Here is a 13,606-nt window from a genome sequence, read left to right as displayed (position 1 = left end):
TACGGCACAAATCACTGTGGGAGCGAGCTTGCTCGCGATAGGCTCCCGTCGACGAAGCGCTATTCGCTATGCGCCCGCACCACGCTCTCGGTGCCCAGCCGATACTGATTGTTCCCGCTGCGCTTGGCCTCATACATCGCCAGGTCGGCAATGTGCAGCAAGCGGTCGATGCTCGGCGCATGATCGGGGAACACGGCGACGCCGAGGCTGGTGCCGATATGGCGCTGGTCGTTGCCGATGGTCACGGGCGGGGAGAGTTCGACGAAGATTTTCTGGCAAATGGTGCGCGCTTCGTCTTGCAGGCTTTTGCCCTGGGGCAGGCCCTGGAGGATGACCACGAATTCGTCGCCACCGATCCGGGCGACGGTGTCGGTGCCACGCAGAATGCGCTTGAGCCGGGTGGCGGTCGTGACCAGCACGCGGTCGCCGGCCGCATGACCATAGCGGTCGTTGATGGCCTTGAATCCATTGAGATCGACAAACACCAGCGCCACCCGCGTGGCACTGGTGCGCGCCAGCTCCAGGGCTTCGGACAGGCGCTCTTCGAGCACCAGACGATTGGGCAGGCCGGTCAACGGGTCGTAATGGGCCAGGTGCTTGAGGTAGTTGGCCGAGGCCTTTTCTTCTGTGATGTCGCGAACCACGCCCATCATCTTGATCGTATCGTCGTGGTCATTCTTGACCACGTTGCCGGTTTCCCGCAGCCAGCGGATCGTTCCGTCGGGCCAGACCACACGGTATTCCTCGTCATGGTTTTCGCCGGTTTCCAGGCAACGCAGTTCGCCGGCCCGTACCCTGAGGCGGTCGTCCGGATGCACGCAGGAGCAGAACAGGGCGTAAGAGGGCGTCACTTCGCCGATCTTGAAGCCGAACATGCCGAAAATCGCATCCGACCAATACAACCGGTCGGTGTCGACATCCCAGTCCCAGGTGCCGATGCGGGCAAAGTACTGGCTGCGTTTGAAGCGCTCTGCGTCACTATCCTGGTGGATGTTCCGGCTTTCGGCCAGGCTGTTGATGATCGCGCGATACTCCGCCAGTCGCTTTTGCAACGAGCGCCCGCGCCAGACCAGCGCGACGATCAGGCTGAGCGTCGTTGAACCTAGGATGAGACTGGTCCAGAGCAGGATCATTCGGGGATGGCCATCAGGGCGGTGAACCGTACGGGTAATTGTTGATTATTTTAGTTCAGTAAACAGCTTTAAACGCTGCGCGCAGAGGCGGCAATGGTTGCCAATCGAGGGTAAATCTGGGAAAACGGCGCCCATCCGGCCCTTGAGGGCGAGAGAGCATACGAGTGAATTCAATGAATGACGAGCTTCAGGTAATCGATCTTCAGGTGGGTGACGGAAAAGCCGCCGTAAAAGGCGCGCTCATCACCACCCAGTACCGTGGCTGGCTGGAGGACGGCACCGAATTCGATTCTTCCTACAGCCGTGGCAAACCCTTCCAGTGCGTGATCGGCACAGGGCGGGTCATCAAGGGCTGGGACCTGGGCATCATGGGCATGCAGGTCGGCGGCAAGCGCAAGTTGCTGGTGCCGGCGCACCTGGCCTATGGCGAGCGCACCATGGGCAAGATCACGCCGAATTCGGACCTGATTTTCGAGATCGAGTTGCTGGAAGTGCTGACGCGGGATGATTGACCGCGGGCAGGGGGGATCTACAGCAACTCCCCCGTATCCCAAAGATGTACCAGTTCTCCCGGCGCCCGGTCCTCCGGCACTTTAAGCACCATCCGGTCTTCCCGCTCGCCTAGCCGATAGTTCACCTCTATCTGGTAAAAGCGCTGGTCGCCACGCCCGGGTACCGAACTGTCCAGGGTCAGGCAACCCTCCAGTACCGAGCAGATGCGGGTGCGCTGGCTGATGTCGCATTGCGCAAATTCAATCTCCCGAGGGCGGCTCAAGGCGTGAATCGCCGCGAAACCACCCTGGCGGGAGAGGCGAACCCGGGCGTCGTCGCCCAATGCAGGCAGGGTTTTCATAGGGTCTCCGTGATTTCGATGCCCGTTTGAGCCCACCCCTGGCGCACGGCCTCGACTTCTCGCGCACCGAAGCGTTGGCCGGCATGGTGGACGGTCAGTCGGGCGAAGGCATCGAAGCTGGCGTCCGGATCCAGGCGTTTGTCGCACAGGGCGTCGTACCAGATTACTCCGGCTTTCTTCCAGGCGAACCCGCCAAGCGCTCTGGCCACCAGATAAAACGCGCGATTGGGGATGCCGGAATTGATGTGCACACCGCCATTGTCCTCCTGGGTGATGACGAATTCACGCATGTGATCCGGTTGCGGATCCTTGCCCAACAGCGGGTCGTCGTAGGCCGTGCCCGGATGGGACATCGAGCGCAGGCCTCTGCCGTTGATCCTTGCGCTCAACAAGTCAGCGCCGATCAACCAGTCCGCCTGCTCGGCGGTGTGGCCGAGGACGAATTGCTTGGTGAGGATACCGAACACATCCGACAGCGACTCGTTCAAGGCTCCTGACTGGTTGGCGTAGATCAGCCCGGCCGCGCTTTCGGTCACGCCATGGGCCAGTTCATGGGCGACTACATCCAGCGAGCGGGTAAAACGCTGGAAAATTTCCCCGTCACCGTCGCCGAAGACCATTTGCGCACCATTCCAAAAGGCGTTTTCGTATCCCTGGCCATAATGCACGCTGCCGACCAAGGCAAATCCGTTGTTATCGATCGAGTCACGGCCGAACACCTTCCAGAAGAAATCATAGCTGGCACCCAGTGCGTCGTAAGCTTCATCGACGGCCGCATCGCCTGTGGCCGGCTGACCTTCCAGGCGCACCGGCATACCTGGCAGCAGCATGTTGTTCTGGGCGTCGTGCACGCTGCGCTGGGCGACGCCCGGCTTGCCGCGCGGCGGCAGAATCGCCCGCTCCGGCGGCCGCGAAGGTGGCCCGGGATTGGGCAGCAGGCTTTGCACATGATGCAGGGTGATCATCGCCGCCGTGCGCTGCGGCTCTGAGCCGTGGGCGATGATGCGGTTGAGAATGTAGGGCGGGATAAAACTGCGCAGTGCTCGTGAGTCGGTCATCAGTGCATCCCTGGCGTGATAGCGGGCGATACTGATGTGATCCGGGCACCGCGCGTTCGGTTCCGTGCCGCGTACTGGCGAGTGTGATGTGCAGGGCAATCGGCAACGATTATCAGGCTGCCGGCAGATCCTTGAAGAGGGGCACCCTCCCGTTCAGTGAGGGGCGGTACTGCCAATCCAGGTGATCCAGCTCAGGGTTCACCGCCAGTATCTGCCTGATTGAGGCGATGGCGATGCTCAGAGCCAGCGCCTGCCCCGGACAGTGATGACGCCCCGCCCCGAACGTGAAGCTGCGGCGCTGCGCGCGGTCGAGGCATAAGTTGTCGGCTCGGTCATTGAGCTGTGGATCTCGATTGGCCGAGGCCAGCAGCACCAGAATCACATCGCCAGGATTGAGGCTCACACCCTCTATTTCGCAAGGCGTTGCGACGAAGCGCCGGGTGTTTTGTACCGAGGGATCGAAGCGTTGGACTTCGGCGATCAGGTCACCGATATGCATCGCATCGTGCCGCAACGACGGGTTTTGCATCAGGGCCAGAACGGCATTGCCGATCAATCCGGCCGTGGCGTCGTATGTCTGGGACAGCAGACCGATCAGGTTGGCGATCAGCACTTCGGATGGCGCGGATGTCGAGGCAAAGCGCTGGCGGATGCCGGCGAGCAGGAGGCTTTGATCGGCCTGTTCATCCAGCAACTCGACAAAGTAGCCGCTCAGTTGCTCGGCGGCAGCGTCGGCGACGACCAGTTGTGCCGGGGTGCTGAGTGGTGACAGGCAGGCGACGAAATCTGCAGTCAACTCGGCGATGATGCGGCCCTGTGCCGGTGAAAAACCCAGCAGCGTTGCAACTACACAGACCGGGCCGCGGAACATGGCGGCCTGTATCCCGTCCGCGCCCGGCGTGATCAGGCGCGCTGTAACCAATGTCTCGACTGCCTGCGCATCGATCAATTGCAGCCCAGGCTGGATTGCCGAACGGGGGCAATGCTGGCGTTCGCCTTCATTCATCCGCATCAATTGGCCAAACACCTTGCCGGCCATGCCGTCGGCAATGGCCTTGGGCACGGGTTCGGAGGCCGGACGAACGTGGCAGTCAGGATGCGCCAGCACAGCCGCCACAGCGTGGGCACTGCTGGCGACCCACAGGTTCAGGCTCTGGTGAAAAACCAGCCCACCCTCGGCGCGCCATTGCGCATAGCAAGGATAAGGATCGGTGTGAGTCGCAGCGGTGATCGGGTCCATGGTCGCAGCCTTTTGTTGTCGGGAAGTGTTGCTACTATCTCCAGTCCGAACAGGCGATGATTCGTCCGGGAGCGAAATATGAACGTAGAACAACATGACATCGGTGTTTCTCAAGTGGCGGCGGCCATCGCTGAGCCGGCGCGGACGAAAATCCTCTGTTCGCTGATGGACGGCCACGCCCGCACCAGCACCGAACTGGCGGCGGTGGCCGAAGTCAGTGCATCGACCGCCAGCGCCCACCTGGCCAGACTCAAGGAGCTGGCGCTGGTGCGGTTGCACGTTCAGGGCCGTCATCGCTATTACAGCCTGGCGGACAAGCGTGTGGCCCGGGCGTTGGAGGCATTGATGGTGATTGGCCAAAACGCTGCGCCGGCCTTTAACTCGCGCACCCCGGACCGCCTGCAGTTTGCCCGCACCTGCTACGACCACATGGCCGGCACCCTGGCCGTGCTGCTGCATGACCGGATGCTTGAAGCGGGCTGGCTTGAGGAAACCGACGAACAGGCCTATCGCTTGAGCGACAGCGGTACGGCAATGTTTCAAAGGCTCGGGATCGAGGTACAGGACTTGAGCACCTTGCGCCGCCGCTTTGCCTGCCCGTGCCTGGACTGGAGCATGCGTCGGCCACATCTGGGCGGGTCGCTGGGCGCGGCGGTGTTGCAAACGGCGCTCAAGCGCAAGTGGGTGACTCAGGATCTGGACAGTCGGGCGTTGGCGTTGACGGCGTTGGGGCGCAAGGAGTTTGGAAGGCGGTTTGGAATCGGGTTGCCGTTGGTGGTTGAGGGTAATGTCAAAGTTTCGAAAACTGCAGCAGAATCGGTGGAGTTCGGGAATATTCGCTGACTGACGATACGTGTATTCCAGTTGTCTTTATGTTGAATGAAATGCCGTCATCGCGAGCAGGCTCGCTCCCACAGGGGGCGGGGTGGGTTTGTCAGTACAATGCAAACAAAAAAGCCCCCCATCGGTCACCCGATGGGGGGCTTTTGTGCGTGTGGCGTCAGGTCAAACCTTGACGATCCAGCCCGCTGGCGCTTCGATGTCGCCGGTTTGCACGCCGGTCAGCTCTTTGTAGAGCTTCTGGGTGACCGGGCCGACTTCGGTTTCGCTGTGGAACACGTGCAGGTGGTCGTTGTAGTCGATGCCGCCGATTGGCGTGATCACCGCCGCGGTACCGCAAGCACCGGCTTCCTTGAAGTCGGAGAGCTTGTCGATGAACACATCGCCTTCAACCACTTCCAGGCCCAGACGGGTCTTGGCCAGCTCAATCAGCGACAGACGGGTGATGCCCGGCAGTACCGACGGCGAGTTCGGGGTCACGAACTTGTTGTCGTGGGTGATCCCGAAGAAGTTGGCCGAACCGACTTCCTCGATCTTGGTGTGGGTCATCGGATCCAGGTAGATGGCGTCGGCGAAGTGGGCTTTCTTGGCCTTGGAACCCGGCATCAGGCTGGCGGCGTAGTTGCCACCGACCTTGGCGGCACCGGTGCCTTGTGGCGCGGCGCGGTCGTAGCTGGAGATCTGGAAGTTGTGCGGGGTCAGGCCGCCCTTGAAGTAGGCGCCGACCGGGATGCAGAAGATCGAGAAGATGAACTCGGGGGCGGTACGCACGCCGATGTTGTCACCCACGCCGATCACGAACGGGCGCAGGTACAGCGCGCCGCCGGTGCCGTACGGCGGGATGAAACGCTCGTTGGCGCGGACCACGGCCTTGCAGGCTTCGATGAACTGCTCGGTGTCGACTGTCGGCATCAGCAGACGGGCGCAGCTGCGCTGCATGCGCAGAGCGTTCTGGTCCGGGCGGAACAGGTTGATCGAGCCGTCCTTGCAACGATAGGCCTTCATGCCTTCGAAGCACTGCTGGCCATAGTGAAGGGCGGTGGAGCCTTCGCTGATGTGCAGCACGTTATCTTCGGTCAGGGTGCCTTTGTCCCACTCGCCATTGCGGAAATACGACAGATAGCGCTTGTCGGTCTTGATGTAGTCAAAACCCAGCTTGTCCCAATTTATGCTTTCGTTACCCATGACACCCTCTATCACTGAACAACCGTCGAAACGGTTCAAGGCTTCTGACGTTTTTTGGATGGGGACAACAATACTTCATTCCGGGCCTGTTTCGCAGCCCGGACTATCGGATGGCAGGCAGATAATTCGCGCTGGCCTCAAGAAATCGCTAGCAGGCTAGCTCCCACAGGAGAACGCATTCCAACTGTGGGAGCCAGCCTGCTGGCGATGGGGCCATCCCTGCCACCCTCAGTTACAGGTGCAACGCATGTCCCAACGCCCGCAACGCCGCTTCCTGCACCGCCTCACCCAGCGTCGGGTGCGCATGGATGGTGCCGCCGATGTCTTCCAGCCGCGCGCCCATCTCCAGGCTTTGCGCAAACGCCGTGGACAATTCCGACACGCCAACGCCCACCGCCTGCCAGCCGACAATTACATGATTGTCGCGGCGGGCGACCACCCGCACGAAGCCGCTTTTCGATTCCAGGGTCATCGCCCGGCCATTGGCGGCGAACGGGAAGCTCGACACGATGCAGTCCCAACCTGCGGCCTTGGCCTCGTCCGGGGTCTTGCCGACCACCACCAGTTCCGGGTCGGTGAAGCACACGGCGGCGATGGCGGTCGGGTTGAACTCGCGGGACTTACCGCTGATCAGCTCGGCGACCATCTCGCCCTGGGCCATGGCCCGGTGGGCGAGCATCGGTTCGCCGCTCAGGTCACCGATGGCATACACGTTGCGCATGCTGGTCTGGCAGCGGTGGTCGATCTTGATCGACGAACCGTTCATGTCCAGGTTCAGCGCTTCGAGGTTCCAGCCCTGGGTGTTCGGCTTGCGACCGACGGCCACCAGCACCTGATCGGTTTCCAGGTTCAGGGTCGCGCCGTTCGGGGCCAATACTTGCAAAGTATTTTCTTGTGAATCAAAACCTTGCACGCTGTGTTTCAAGTAAAGCTTCACACCGAGTTTTCTCAGTTCGTCGTGCACCGGCTGGGTCAGTTCGGCGTCGTAGGCCGGCAGGATGCGTTCCTGCGCTTCCACCACGCTGACCTCGGCGCCGAGCTTGCGATAGGCAATGCCCAGCTCCAGACCGATGTAGCCACCACCGACCACGATCAAGCGCTTGGGCACGGACGTCGGCGCCAGGGCTTCGGTGGACGAGATGATCGGCCCGCCAATCGGCAATATCGGCAGGTTCACGCTTGTCGAACCGGTGGCCAGCACCAGGTGCTCGCACTGGATGCGCGTGTCGCCGACGTCGACGGTTTTACCGTCAACCACTTTGGCCCAGCCTTGAACGATCTGGACCTTGTTCTTTTTCAGCAGCGCCGCAACGCCGGTGGTCAGGCGATCGACGATGCCATCCTTCCACTCGACGCTCTTGGTGATATCGAGGGTCGGCGCCGAAACGCTGATGCCCAGGGACGAAAGCTGATGGTGGTGCTGCGTCTGATGAAACTGCTCGGCAACGTGAATCAGTGCCTTGGACGGAATGCAGCCGATGTTCAGGCAGGTGCCGCCCAGGGATTGGCCTTCAACCAGGATGGTCGGGATGCCCAACTGGCCGGCACGGATCGCCGTCACATAACCGCCGGGGCCGCCGCCGATGATCAGCAGCGTGGTGTTCAAAGTTTGCATTCGTTACTCCACAAACAGGGTAGCGGGTTGTTCGAGCAAGCCACGGATGGCCTGGATGAATTGCGCCGCGTCCATGCCGTCGACCACGCGGTGATCGAAGGAGCTGGAGAGGTTCATCATCTTGCGGATCACGATCTGGCCTTTGATCACCATTGGCCGTTCGACGATCTTGTTGACACCGACAATCGCCACTTCCGGCAGGTTCAGCACCGGCGTGCTGACGATGCCGCCCAAGGCGCCAAGGCTGGTCAGGGTGATAGTCGAGCCGGACAGTTCGTCGCGGCTGGCCTTGCCGTTGCGCGCGGCAGTGGCCAGGCGAGCGATTTCCGCTGCGCTGTCCCACAGGCTGCGGGCTTCGGCGTGACGCACCACCGGCACCATCAGGCCGACGTCGCTCTGGGTCGCGACGCCCACATGCACCGCACCGAGGCGGGTGATGACCTGGGCTTCGTCGTCGTAGCGGGCATTCATCTGCGGGAAGTCGCGCAGGGCGACGACCATGGCGCGGACCAGGAATGGCAGCAACGTCAGCTTGCCGCGGGCCGCGCCGTGTTTTTCATTGAGGTGCGCGCGCAGCTCTTCCACGGCGGTGACGTCGATTTCTTCGACATAACTGAAGTGGGCGGCACGCTGGGTGGCATCCTGCATGCGCTGGGCGATCTTGCGGCGCATGCCGATCACCGGGATCTGCTGTTCATCGGTACGCTGGATGTAAGCGCTGCTGACCGTCGAGGCATTCGACTGACCCTGGGCCAGGTAGGCGTCGAGGTCTTCATGCAGTACGCGACCGGCCGGGCCGCTGCCACGTACCAGGCGCAATTGAATGCCGAGGTCCAGTGCATGCTTGCGCACGGCCGGAGAGGCCAACGGACGCTCATCGGCCTGGCGAGCAACCATCGGGCCCTGGCAGACGGCAACTTTCGGTGCCGGGGCAACAACCGGTTTGCTTTCAGCCACGGCTTCAACTTTAGGTGCAGCCACAGGCGCTTCTTTAACAGGTGCCGGCTGCGCCGATTCCTTAACGTTGCCCGCGCCTTCGACTTCAATGCTGATCAGCACGCTGCCGACCGCCATGACTTCGCCCGGCTGGCCGCCAAGGGCGATGACCTTGCCATGCACTGGCGACGGAATATCCACCATCGCTTTATCGGTCATGACATCGGCCAGCACCTGATCTTCGACGACCATGTCGCCGACCTTGACGTGCCATACCGACAATTCAACTTCTGCAATGCCTTCACCAATGTCCGGCATTTTAATGACGTGCGTGCCCATTCAGACCTCCATGACCCGTTTCAATGCCGCGCCCACTCGGGACGGGCCTGGGAAATACGCCCACTCTTGCGCGTGCGGGTAAGGGGTGTCCCAACCGGTGACGCGTTCGATCGGCGCTTCCAGGTGGTGGAAGCAATGTTCTTGCACCAGCGACACCAGTTCGGCACCGAAACCGCAGGTTCGGGTGGCTTCGTGCACCACCACGCAACGGCCGGTCTTTTTCACCGATTTGACGATGGTTTCCAGGTCCAGTGGCCAAAGGCTGCGCAGGTCGATGACTTCGGCGTCGACGCCGCTTTCTTCAGCAGCGACTTGCGACACGTACACGGTGGTGCCGTAGGTCAGCACGGTCACGTCCTTGCCCGGACGGGTGATCGCAGCGACGTCCAGCGGCACGGTGTAGTAACCGTCCGGCACTTGCGCGGCGGGGTGCTTCGACCACGGGGTTACCGGGCGGTCGTGGTGACCGTCGAACGGGCCGTTGTACAGGCGTTTCGGCTCGAGGAAGATCACCGGGTCATCGTTTTCGATGGAGGCGATCAACAGGCCCTTGGCGTCGTACGGGTTGGACGGCATCACCGTGCGCAAGCCGCAGACCTGGGTGAACATCGCCTCGATGCTCTGGCTGTGGGTCTGGCCGCCGTAGATGCCGCCGCCGCAAGGCATGCGCAGGGTCATCGGTGCGGTGAACTCGCCGGCCGAGCGGTAACGCAGGCGGGCCGCTTCGGAAATGATCTGGTCGGAGGCCGGGTACACGTAGTCGGCGAACTGGATTTCAGCGACCGGTCGCAGACCGTAGGCGCCCATGCCCACGGCGACACCGACGATGCCGCTTTCGGAAATCGGTGCGTCGAACACCCGGGAGGTGCCGTACTTGGTCTGCAGGCCTTCGGTGCAGCGGAACACGCCGCCGAAGTAGCCCACGTCCTGGCCGAAGACCACGACGTTGTCGTCACGTTCAAGCATCACATCCATGGCCGAGCGCAGGGCCTGGATCATGGTCATGGTGGTCGTGGTCATGGCGGTTTCCAGCTCGATATTGTTGTTGTGATCGTTCATGTCAGATCCCCAACTCTTGACGCTGGCGCTTCAAGTGCTCCGGCATCTCTTTGTAGACGTCCTCGAACATGGTCGCGGCGCTCGGAATCTGGCCACCGGCGAGGGTGCCGTACTGTTCGGCTTCTTTCTGTGCGGCGATCACTTCGGCTTCCAGCTCGGCGCTGACGGCGGCGTGTTCCTCTTCGGACCACTGGCCGATCTTGATCAGGTGCTGCTTGAGGCGCGCAATCGGATCACCCAGCGGGAAGTGGCTCCAGTCATCGGCGGGACGGTATTTGGAAGGATCATCAGACGTCGAGTGCGGGCCGGCGCGGTAGGTGACCCATTCGATCATGGTTGGGCCCAGACCGCGGCGCGCACGTTCGGCGGCCCAGGCGGAAGCTGCGTAGACCGCGTAGAAATCGTTGCCATCGACCCGTAGGGAGGCAATACCGCAACCGACGCCACGACCGGCGAAGGTGGTGGCTTCACCGCCGGCAATCGCCTGGAAGGTCGAAATAGCCCACTGGTTGTTGACCACGTTGAGAATCACCGGCGCGCGGTACACGTGGGCGAACGTCAGGGCGGTGTGGAAGTCCGACTCGGCGGTGGCGCCGTCGCCGATCCACGCCGAGGCGATTTTGGTGTCGCCCTTGATCGCCGAAGCCATGCCCCAGCCCACACCCTGAATGAACTGGGTGGCGAGGTTGCCGGAGATGGTGAAGAAACCGGACTCCTTGACCGAGTACATGATCGGCAACTGACGGCCCTTGAGCGGATCGCGCTCGTTGGACAGCAGCTGGCAGATCAGGTCGACCAGCGGCACGTCGCGGGCCATCAGGATGCTTTGCTGGCGGTAGGTCGGGAAACACATGTCGTCGATGTTCAGGGCCAGGGCCTGGGCGCTGCCGATGGCTTCTTCGCCAAGGCTCTGCATGTAGAACGACATTTTTTTCTGACGCTGGGCGACCACCATGCGGTTGTCGTAGATCCGCGTCTTGAGCATGGCGCGCATGCCCTTGCGCAGTATCGCCACCGGCACGTCTTCAGCCCAGGGGCCGTGAGCGTTGCCCTGGTCGTCGAGCACGCGGATCAGGCCGCGGGCCAGGTCAGCGGTGTCAGCCGGTTCAACATCGATTTGGGGTTTGCGCACCGTGCCGGCATCGGTCAGATGCAGGTAGGAGAAGTCGGTTTTGCATCCTGGACGGCCCGAGGGTTCGGGGACGTGCAGGCGCAGCGGTTCATACGCTTGGGTCATGGCTTCTACGCTCGATCTTGTGAATTTCTTGTAGTGAGCTGACAGATTTCGTTCGGTAGAAGAAATCTTGTCCTACAACAATCATAGGCCCGGCCAAGAAGAATATTTCTCTCTGTTTCATTGCCTTGAAGCTCATTTGCAGATAAAAAACCTGCATAAACATAAAAAACAGGTGGTTTTATCTCATGCGCAAACTGGACCGTACCGACATCGGCATTCTCAACAGCCTTCAGGAGAACGCACGCATCACCAACGCCGACCTGGCGCGTTCGGTGAACCTGTCGCCGACCCCGTGTTTCAACCGGGTCAAGGCCATGGAAGAACTGGGGGTGATTCGCGAGCAAGTGACGTTGCTGGATGCCGACCTGCTGGGGCTGCATGTGAACGTGTTCATTCACGTCAGCCTGGAGAAACAGGTGGAGGAGGCGTTGCAGCATTTCGAAGAGGCGATTTCCGATCGCCCCGAGGTGATGGAGTGCTACCTGATGGCCGGTGACCCGGACTATCTGATCCGGGTGCTGGTGCCGACCATCCAGTCGCTGGAGCGCTTCATGATGGACTTTCTGACCAAGGTGCCGGGGGTGGCGAACATCCGTTCGAGCTTTGCGCTCAAGCAGGTGCGCTATAAAACAGCGCTGCCGTTGCCGGCGAATGGGTTGACGTTGCCGTAGGAGCGAGCTTGCTCGCGAAAAACCTGAGGGCACCGCGGGGCGTCAGGTTTGCCGCGTTATCGTTGACGTTTTTCGCGAGCAAGCTCGCTCCTACAGGTCAGAGTTTGTTCAAGGGGATTTTCAGGTAGGTCACGCCATTGTCTTCGGCTGGCGGCAAATTCCCCGCCCGCACATTCACCTGGATCGCCGGCAGCAACAGCGTCGGCATTCCCAACCCCTCATCACGCCGGGTGCGCATGGCAACGAAGGCGGTTACATCAATGCCGTCGCGCACGTGGATGTTGTTCTTGCGCTGGTCGCCAACGGTGGTCATGCACTCCGGTGCGCGGCCTTCGGGCGGGTAGTCGTGGCACACGTAGAGGCGCACGCTGGCGGGGAAGGCCAGCAGTTTCTGGATCGAGGCAAACATCTGGTTGGCATTGCCGCCGGGAAAGTCGCAGCGCGCGGTGCCCACGTCCGGCATGAACAGTGTATCGCCGACCAGGATCACATCGTTGCCGATCAGGTAGGCCATGTCCGCCGGGGTATGGCCGGGCACATGCAGGGCGGTCGCCTTGAGGTTGCCGATCATGAACGATTCGTCGGGGGTGAACAGGTGATCGAACTGCGAACCGTCGATGCGAAAGGATGGCTCCAGATTGAACAGCGCCTTGAACACGTCCTGGACCTTGCTGATCGACTCGCCAATGGCAATTTTGCCGCCAAGCACCCTGCGCAGATACGGCGCTGCGGACAGGTGATCGGCATGGGCGTGGGTTTCCAGTAACCATTGCACTTGCAGATTGTGGGTGCGGACGAAGGCGATGATTTTCTCGGCCTGGGTGGTTGCGGTACGCCCGGCGGCACCGTCGTAGTCGAGCACGGGGTCGACAATCGCACACTGCCCGCCATCGGCCTCGTAGACCACGTAGCTGTAGGTCGAGGAGGCGGGGTCGAGGAAAGCTTCAATCAGCGCGGGCATGGACACGAACCTGTGCAGGGGGAGAAAAGTCAGTCATGGGTTGCAACACTTTATGTAAAGACATAATGTTCGCAGCTTAAGTGACGTTGAAGGCATCCTGCAAATGCAATCCAGTCTGAACGAATGTGAAGTCGCCCAATTGCGCGCCTCGGCCTCCAAGGCGTGTGCGCTGCTCAAGGCCCTGGCCAATGAGGATCGCCTGCTGATCCTGTGCCAGTTGACCCAGGGCGAACGCAATGTGGGCGAGCTGGAAAAAATGACCGGCGTGCGTCAACCGACCCTGTCCCAGCAATTGGGGATCCTGCGCGATGAAGGACTGGTCGCCACCCGTCGTGAAGGCAAGTACATTTTTTACGGTCTCGCCAGTCACGAAGTGATCCAGGTGATGAAAACCCTCTCCGGGCTTTATTGCGGGGCGGTGCTTAAAAGCTGGGTTCAACCCTGATCCTGTTCAACACACCGAACCTGTGGGAGCGAGC

At 61.3% G+C, this 13,606-nt stretch carries 14 protein-coding genes and 1 pseudogene; 4 read left to right on the top strand and 11 right to left on the bottom strand.

Annotated elements, in window-relative coordinates; translation table 11 throughout:
• Positions 1 to 59 precede the first annotated feature (59 nt).
• Positions 60 to 1,133 carry a diguanylate cyclase domain-containing protein gene (locus ACM6J5_RS15325; RefSeq protein WP_414928865.1) on the bottom strand — a complete coding sequence of 358 codons (1,074 nt, stop codon included), beginning with the start codon at positions 1,131 to 1,133 and terminating at the stop codon, positions 60 to 62.
• Positions 1,134 to 1,306: 173 nt separating this feature from the next.
• On the opposite strand from ACM6J5_RS15325, the gene ACM6J5_RS15320 reads away from it, so the two are divergent.
• Positions 1,307 to 1,645: an FKBP-type peptidyl-prolyl cis-trans isomerase gene (locus ACM6J5_RS15320; RefSeq protein ID WP_095944104.1), complete on the top strand. Its 339-nt coding sequence runs from the start codon at positions 1,307 to 1,309 to the stop codon at positions 1,643 to 1,645.
• A gap of 17 nt (positions 1,646 to 1,662) precedes the next feature.
• On the opposite strand, the gene ACM6J5_RS15315 is transcribed toward ACM6J5_RS15320, so the two are convergent.
• From ACM6J5_RS15315 to ACM6J5_RS15305, 3 genes are all read right to left on the bottom strand, one after another.
• Positions 1,663 to 1,986 (bottom strand): protealysin inhibitor emfourin, encoded by a 324-nt coding sequence (locus ACM6J5_RS15315; RefSeq protein ID WP_414928864.1) that lies wholly within the window; start codon positions 1,984 to 1,986, stop codon positions 1,663 to 1,665.
• A complete protein-coding gene (locus tag ACM6J5_RS15310; protein WP_414928863.1) occupies positions 1,983 to 3,044 on the bottom strand; it encodes a M4 family metallopeptidase in 1,062 nt (353 codons plus the stop codon). Before ACM6J5_RS15310 ends, ACM6J5_RS15315 begins: the two co-directional genes overlap by 4 nt.
• Before the next feature lie 112 nt (positions 3,045 to 3,156).
• Entirely contained in the window at positions 3,157 to 4,284 is a 1,128-nt protein-coding gene (locus tag ACM6J5_RS15305) for a cytochrome P450 (RefSeq protein WP_414928862.1), read from the bottom strand.
• A 78-nt stretch (positions 4,285 to 4,362) separates the two neighbouring features.
• Here ACM6J5_RS15305 and ACM6J5_RS15300 point away from each other — a divergent pair, with 78 nt between their 5' ends.
• The gene (locus tag ACM6J5_RS15300; protein WP_414928861.1) at positions 4,363 to 5,127 is read left to right on the top strand and encodes an ArsR/SmtB family transcription factor; all 765 of its coding nucleotides are present in this window, start codon (positions 4,363 to 4,365) and stop codon (positions 5,125 to 5,127) included.
• 162 nt (positions 5,128 to 5,289) lie between these two features.
• On the opposite strand, the gene ACM6J5_RS15295 is transcribed toward ACM6J5_RS15300, so the two are convergent.
• The 5 genes from ACM6J5_RS15295 to ACM6J5_RS15275 all read right to left on the bottom strand — a co-directional run bounded on the left by ACM6J5_RS15295 (position 5,290) and on the right by ACM6J5_RS15275 (position 11,495).
• Positions 5,290 to 6,309: a branched-chain amino acid aminotransferase gene (locus tag ACM6J5_RS15295; RefSeq protein WP_095944109.1), complete on the bottom strand. Its 1,020-nt coding sequence runs from the start codon at positions 6,307 to 6,309 to the stop codon at positions 5,290 to 5,292.
• A gap of 232 nt (positions 6,310 to 6,541) precedes the next feature.
• Positions 6,542 to 7,924 (bottom strand): dihydrolipoyl dehydrogenase, encoded by a 1,383-nt coding sequence (lpdA, locus tag ACM6J5_RS15290; RefSeq protein WP_414928860.1) that lies wholly within the window; start codon positions 7,922 to 7,924, stop codon positions 6,542 to 6,544.
• Positions 7,925 to 7,927: 3 nt separating this feature from the next.
• Positions 7,928 to 9,199: a dihydrolipoamide acetyltransferase family protein gene (locus ACM6J5_RS15285; protein ID WP_095944111.1), complete on the bottom strand. Its 1,272-nt coding sequence runs from the start codon at positions 9,197 to 9,199 to the stop codon at positions 7,928 to 7,930.
• Positions 9,200 to 10,258, bottom strand: coding sequence for an alpha-ketoacid dehydrogenase subunit beta (locus ACM6J5_RS15280; RefSeq protein ID WP_095944112.1), 1,059 nt, complete (start codon positions 10,256 to 10,258; stop codon positions 9,200 to 9,202).
• 1 nt (position 10,259) lies between these two features.
• The gene (locus ACM6J5_RS15275) at positions 10,260 to 11,495 is read right to left on the bottom strand and encodes a 3-methyl-2-oxobutanoate dehydrogenase (2-methylpropanoyl-transferring) subunit alpha (protein WP_150673250.1); all 1,236 of its coding nucleotides are present in this window, start codon (positions 11,493 to 11,495) and stop codon (positions 10,260 to 10,262) included.
• A 185-nt stretch (positions 11,496 to 11,680) separates the two neighbouring features.
• Between ACM6J5_RS15275 and bkdR the strand changes: the two genes are divergently transcribed.
• Entirely contained in the window at positions 11,681 to 12,166 is a 486-nt protein-coding gene (gene bkdR, locus ACM6J5_RS15270) for a Bkd operon transcriptional regulator BkdR (protein WP_095944115.1), read from the top strand.
• Here bkdR and ACM6J5_RS15265 read toward each other — a convergent pair.
• Positions 12,162 to 12,248, bottom strand: a pseudogene (locus ACM6J5_RS15265) (outer membrane lipoprotein carrier protein LolA); the annotation flags it as partial. The gene bkdR and the pseudogene ACM6J5_RS15265 sit on opposite strands and share 5 nt — an antisense overlap.
• 15 nt (positions 12,249 to 12,263) lie before the next feature.
• A complete protein-coding gene (locus ACM6J5_RS15260) occupies positions 12,264 to 13,127 on the bottom strand; it encodes an MBL fold metallo-hydrolase (RefSeq protein ID WP_150673249.1) in 864 nt (287 codons plus the stop codon).
• A gap of 103 nt (positions 13,128 to 13,230) precedes the next feature.
• Between ACM6J5_RS15260 and ACM6J5_RS15255 the strand changes: the two genes are divergently transcribed.
• Entirely contained in the window at positions 13,231 to 13,572 is a 342-nt protein-coding gene (locus tag ACM6J5_RS15255) for an ArsR/SmtB family transcription factor (protein ID WP_008052731.1), read from the top strand.
• Positions 13,573 to 13,606: the final 34 nt, after the last annotated feature.

Origin of the sequence: Pseudomonas sp. IT-P74, from assembly GCF_949768175.1 — a bacterium.
GTDB lineage: Bacteria > Pseudomonadota > Gammaproteobacteria > Pseudomonadales > Pseudomonadaceae > Aquipseudomonas.
The sequence above is the reverse complement of the archived record's forward strand: the minus strand, read 5'-3'. Positions and strand labels throughout refer to the sequence as shown.

What these genes read in the sequence shown, in the direction of transcription:
- ACM6J5_RS15325 (WP_414928865.1), bottom strand. Translation starts at nt 1,133, where the DNA reads ATGATCCTGCTCTGGACCAGTCTCATCCTAGGTTCAACGACGCTCAGC.
- ACM6J5_RS15320 (WP_095944104.1), top strand. Translation starts at nt 1,307, where the DNA reads ATGAATGACGAGCTTCAGGTAATCGATCTTCAGGTGGGTGACGGAAAA.
- ACM6J5_RS15315 (WP_414928864.1), bottom strand. Translation starts at nt 1,986, where the DNA reads ATGAAAACCCTGCCTGCATTGGGCGACGACGCCCGGGTTCGCCTCTCC.
- ACM6J5_RS15310 (WP_414928863.1), bottom strand. Translation starts at nt 3,044, where the DNA reads ATGACCGACTCACGAGCACTGCGCAGTTTTATCCCGCCCTACATTCTC.
- ACM6J5_RS15305 (WP_414928862.1), bottom strand. Translation starts at nt 4,284, where the DNA reads ATGGACCCGATCACCGCTGCGACTCACACCGATCCTTATCCTTGCTAT.
- ACM6J5_RS15300 (WP_414928861.1), top strand. Translation starts at nt 4,363, where the DNA reads ATGAACGTAGAACAACATGACATCGGTGTTTCTCAAGTGGCGGCGGCC.
- ACM6J5_RS15295 (WP_095944109.1), bottom strand. Translation starts at nt 6,309, where the DNA reads ATGGGTAACGAAAGCATAAATTGGGACAAGCTGGGTTTTGACTACATC.
- lpdA (WP_414928860.1), bottom strand. Translation starts at nt 7,924, where the DNA reads ATGCAAACTTTGAACACCACGCTGCTGATCATCGGCGGCGGCCCCGGC.
- ACM6J5_RS15285 (WP_095944111.1), bottom strand. Translation starts at nt 9,199, where the DNA reads ATGGGCACGCACGTCATTAAAATGCCGGACATTGGTGAAGGCATTGCA.
- ACM6J5_RS15280 (WP_095944112.1), bottom strand. Translation starts at nt 10,258, where the DNA reads ATGAACGATCACAACAACAATATCGAGCTGGAAACCGCCATGACCACG.
- ACM6J5_RS15275 (WP_150673250.1), bottom strand. Translation starts at nt 11,495, where the DNA reads ATGACCCAAGCGTATGAACCGCTGCGCCTGCACGTCCCCGAACCCTCG.
- bkdR (WP_095944115.1), top strand. Translation starts at nt 11,681, where the DNA reads ATGCGCAAACTGGACCGTACCGACATCGGCATTCTCAACAGCCTTCAG.
- ACM6J5_RS15260 (WP_150673249.1), bottom strand. Translation starts at nt 13,127, where the DNA reads ATGCCCGCGCTGATTGAAGCTTTCCTCGACCCCGCCTCCTCGACCTAC.
- ACM6J5_RS15255 (WP_008052731.1), top strand. Translation starts at nt 13,231, where the DNA reads ATGCAATCCAGTCTGAACGAATGTGAAGTCGCCCAATTGCGCGCCTCG.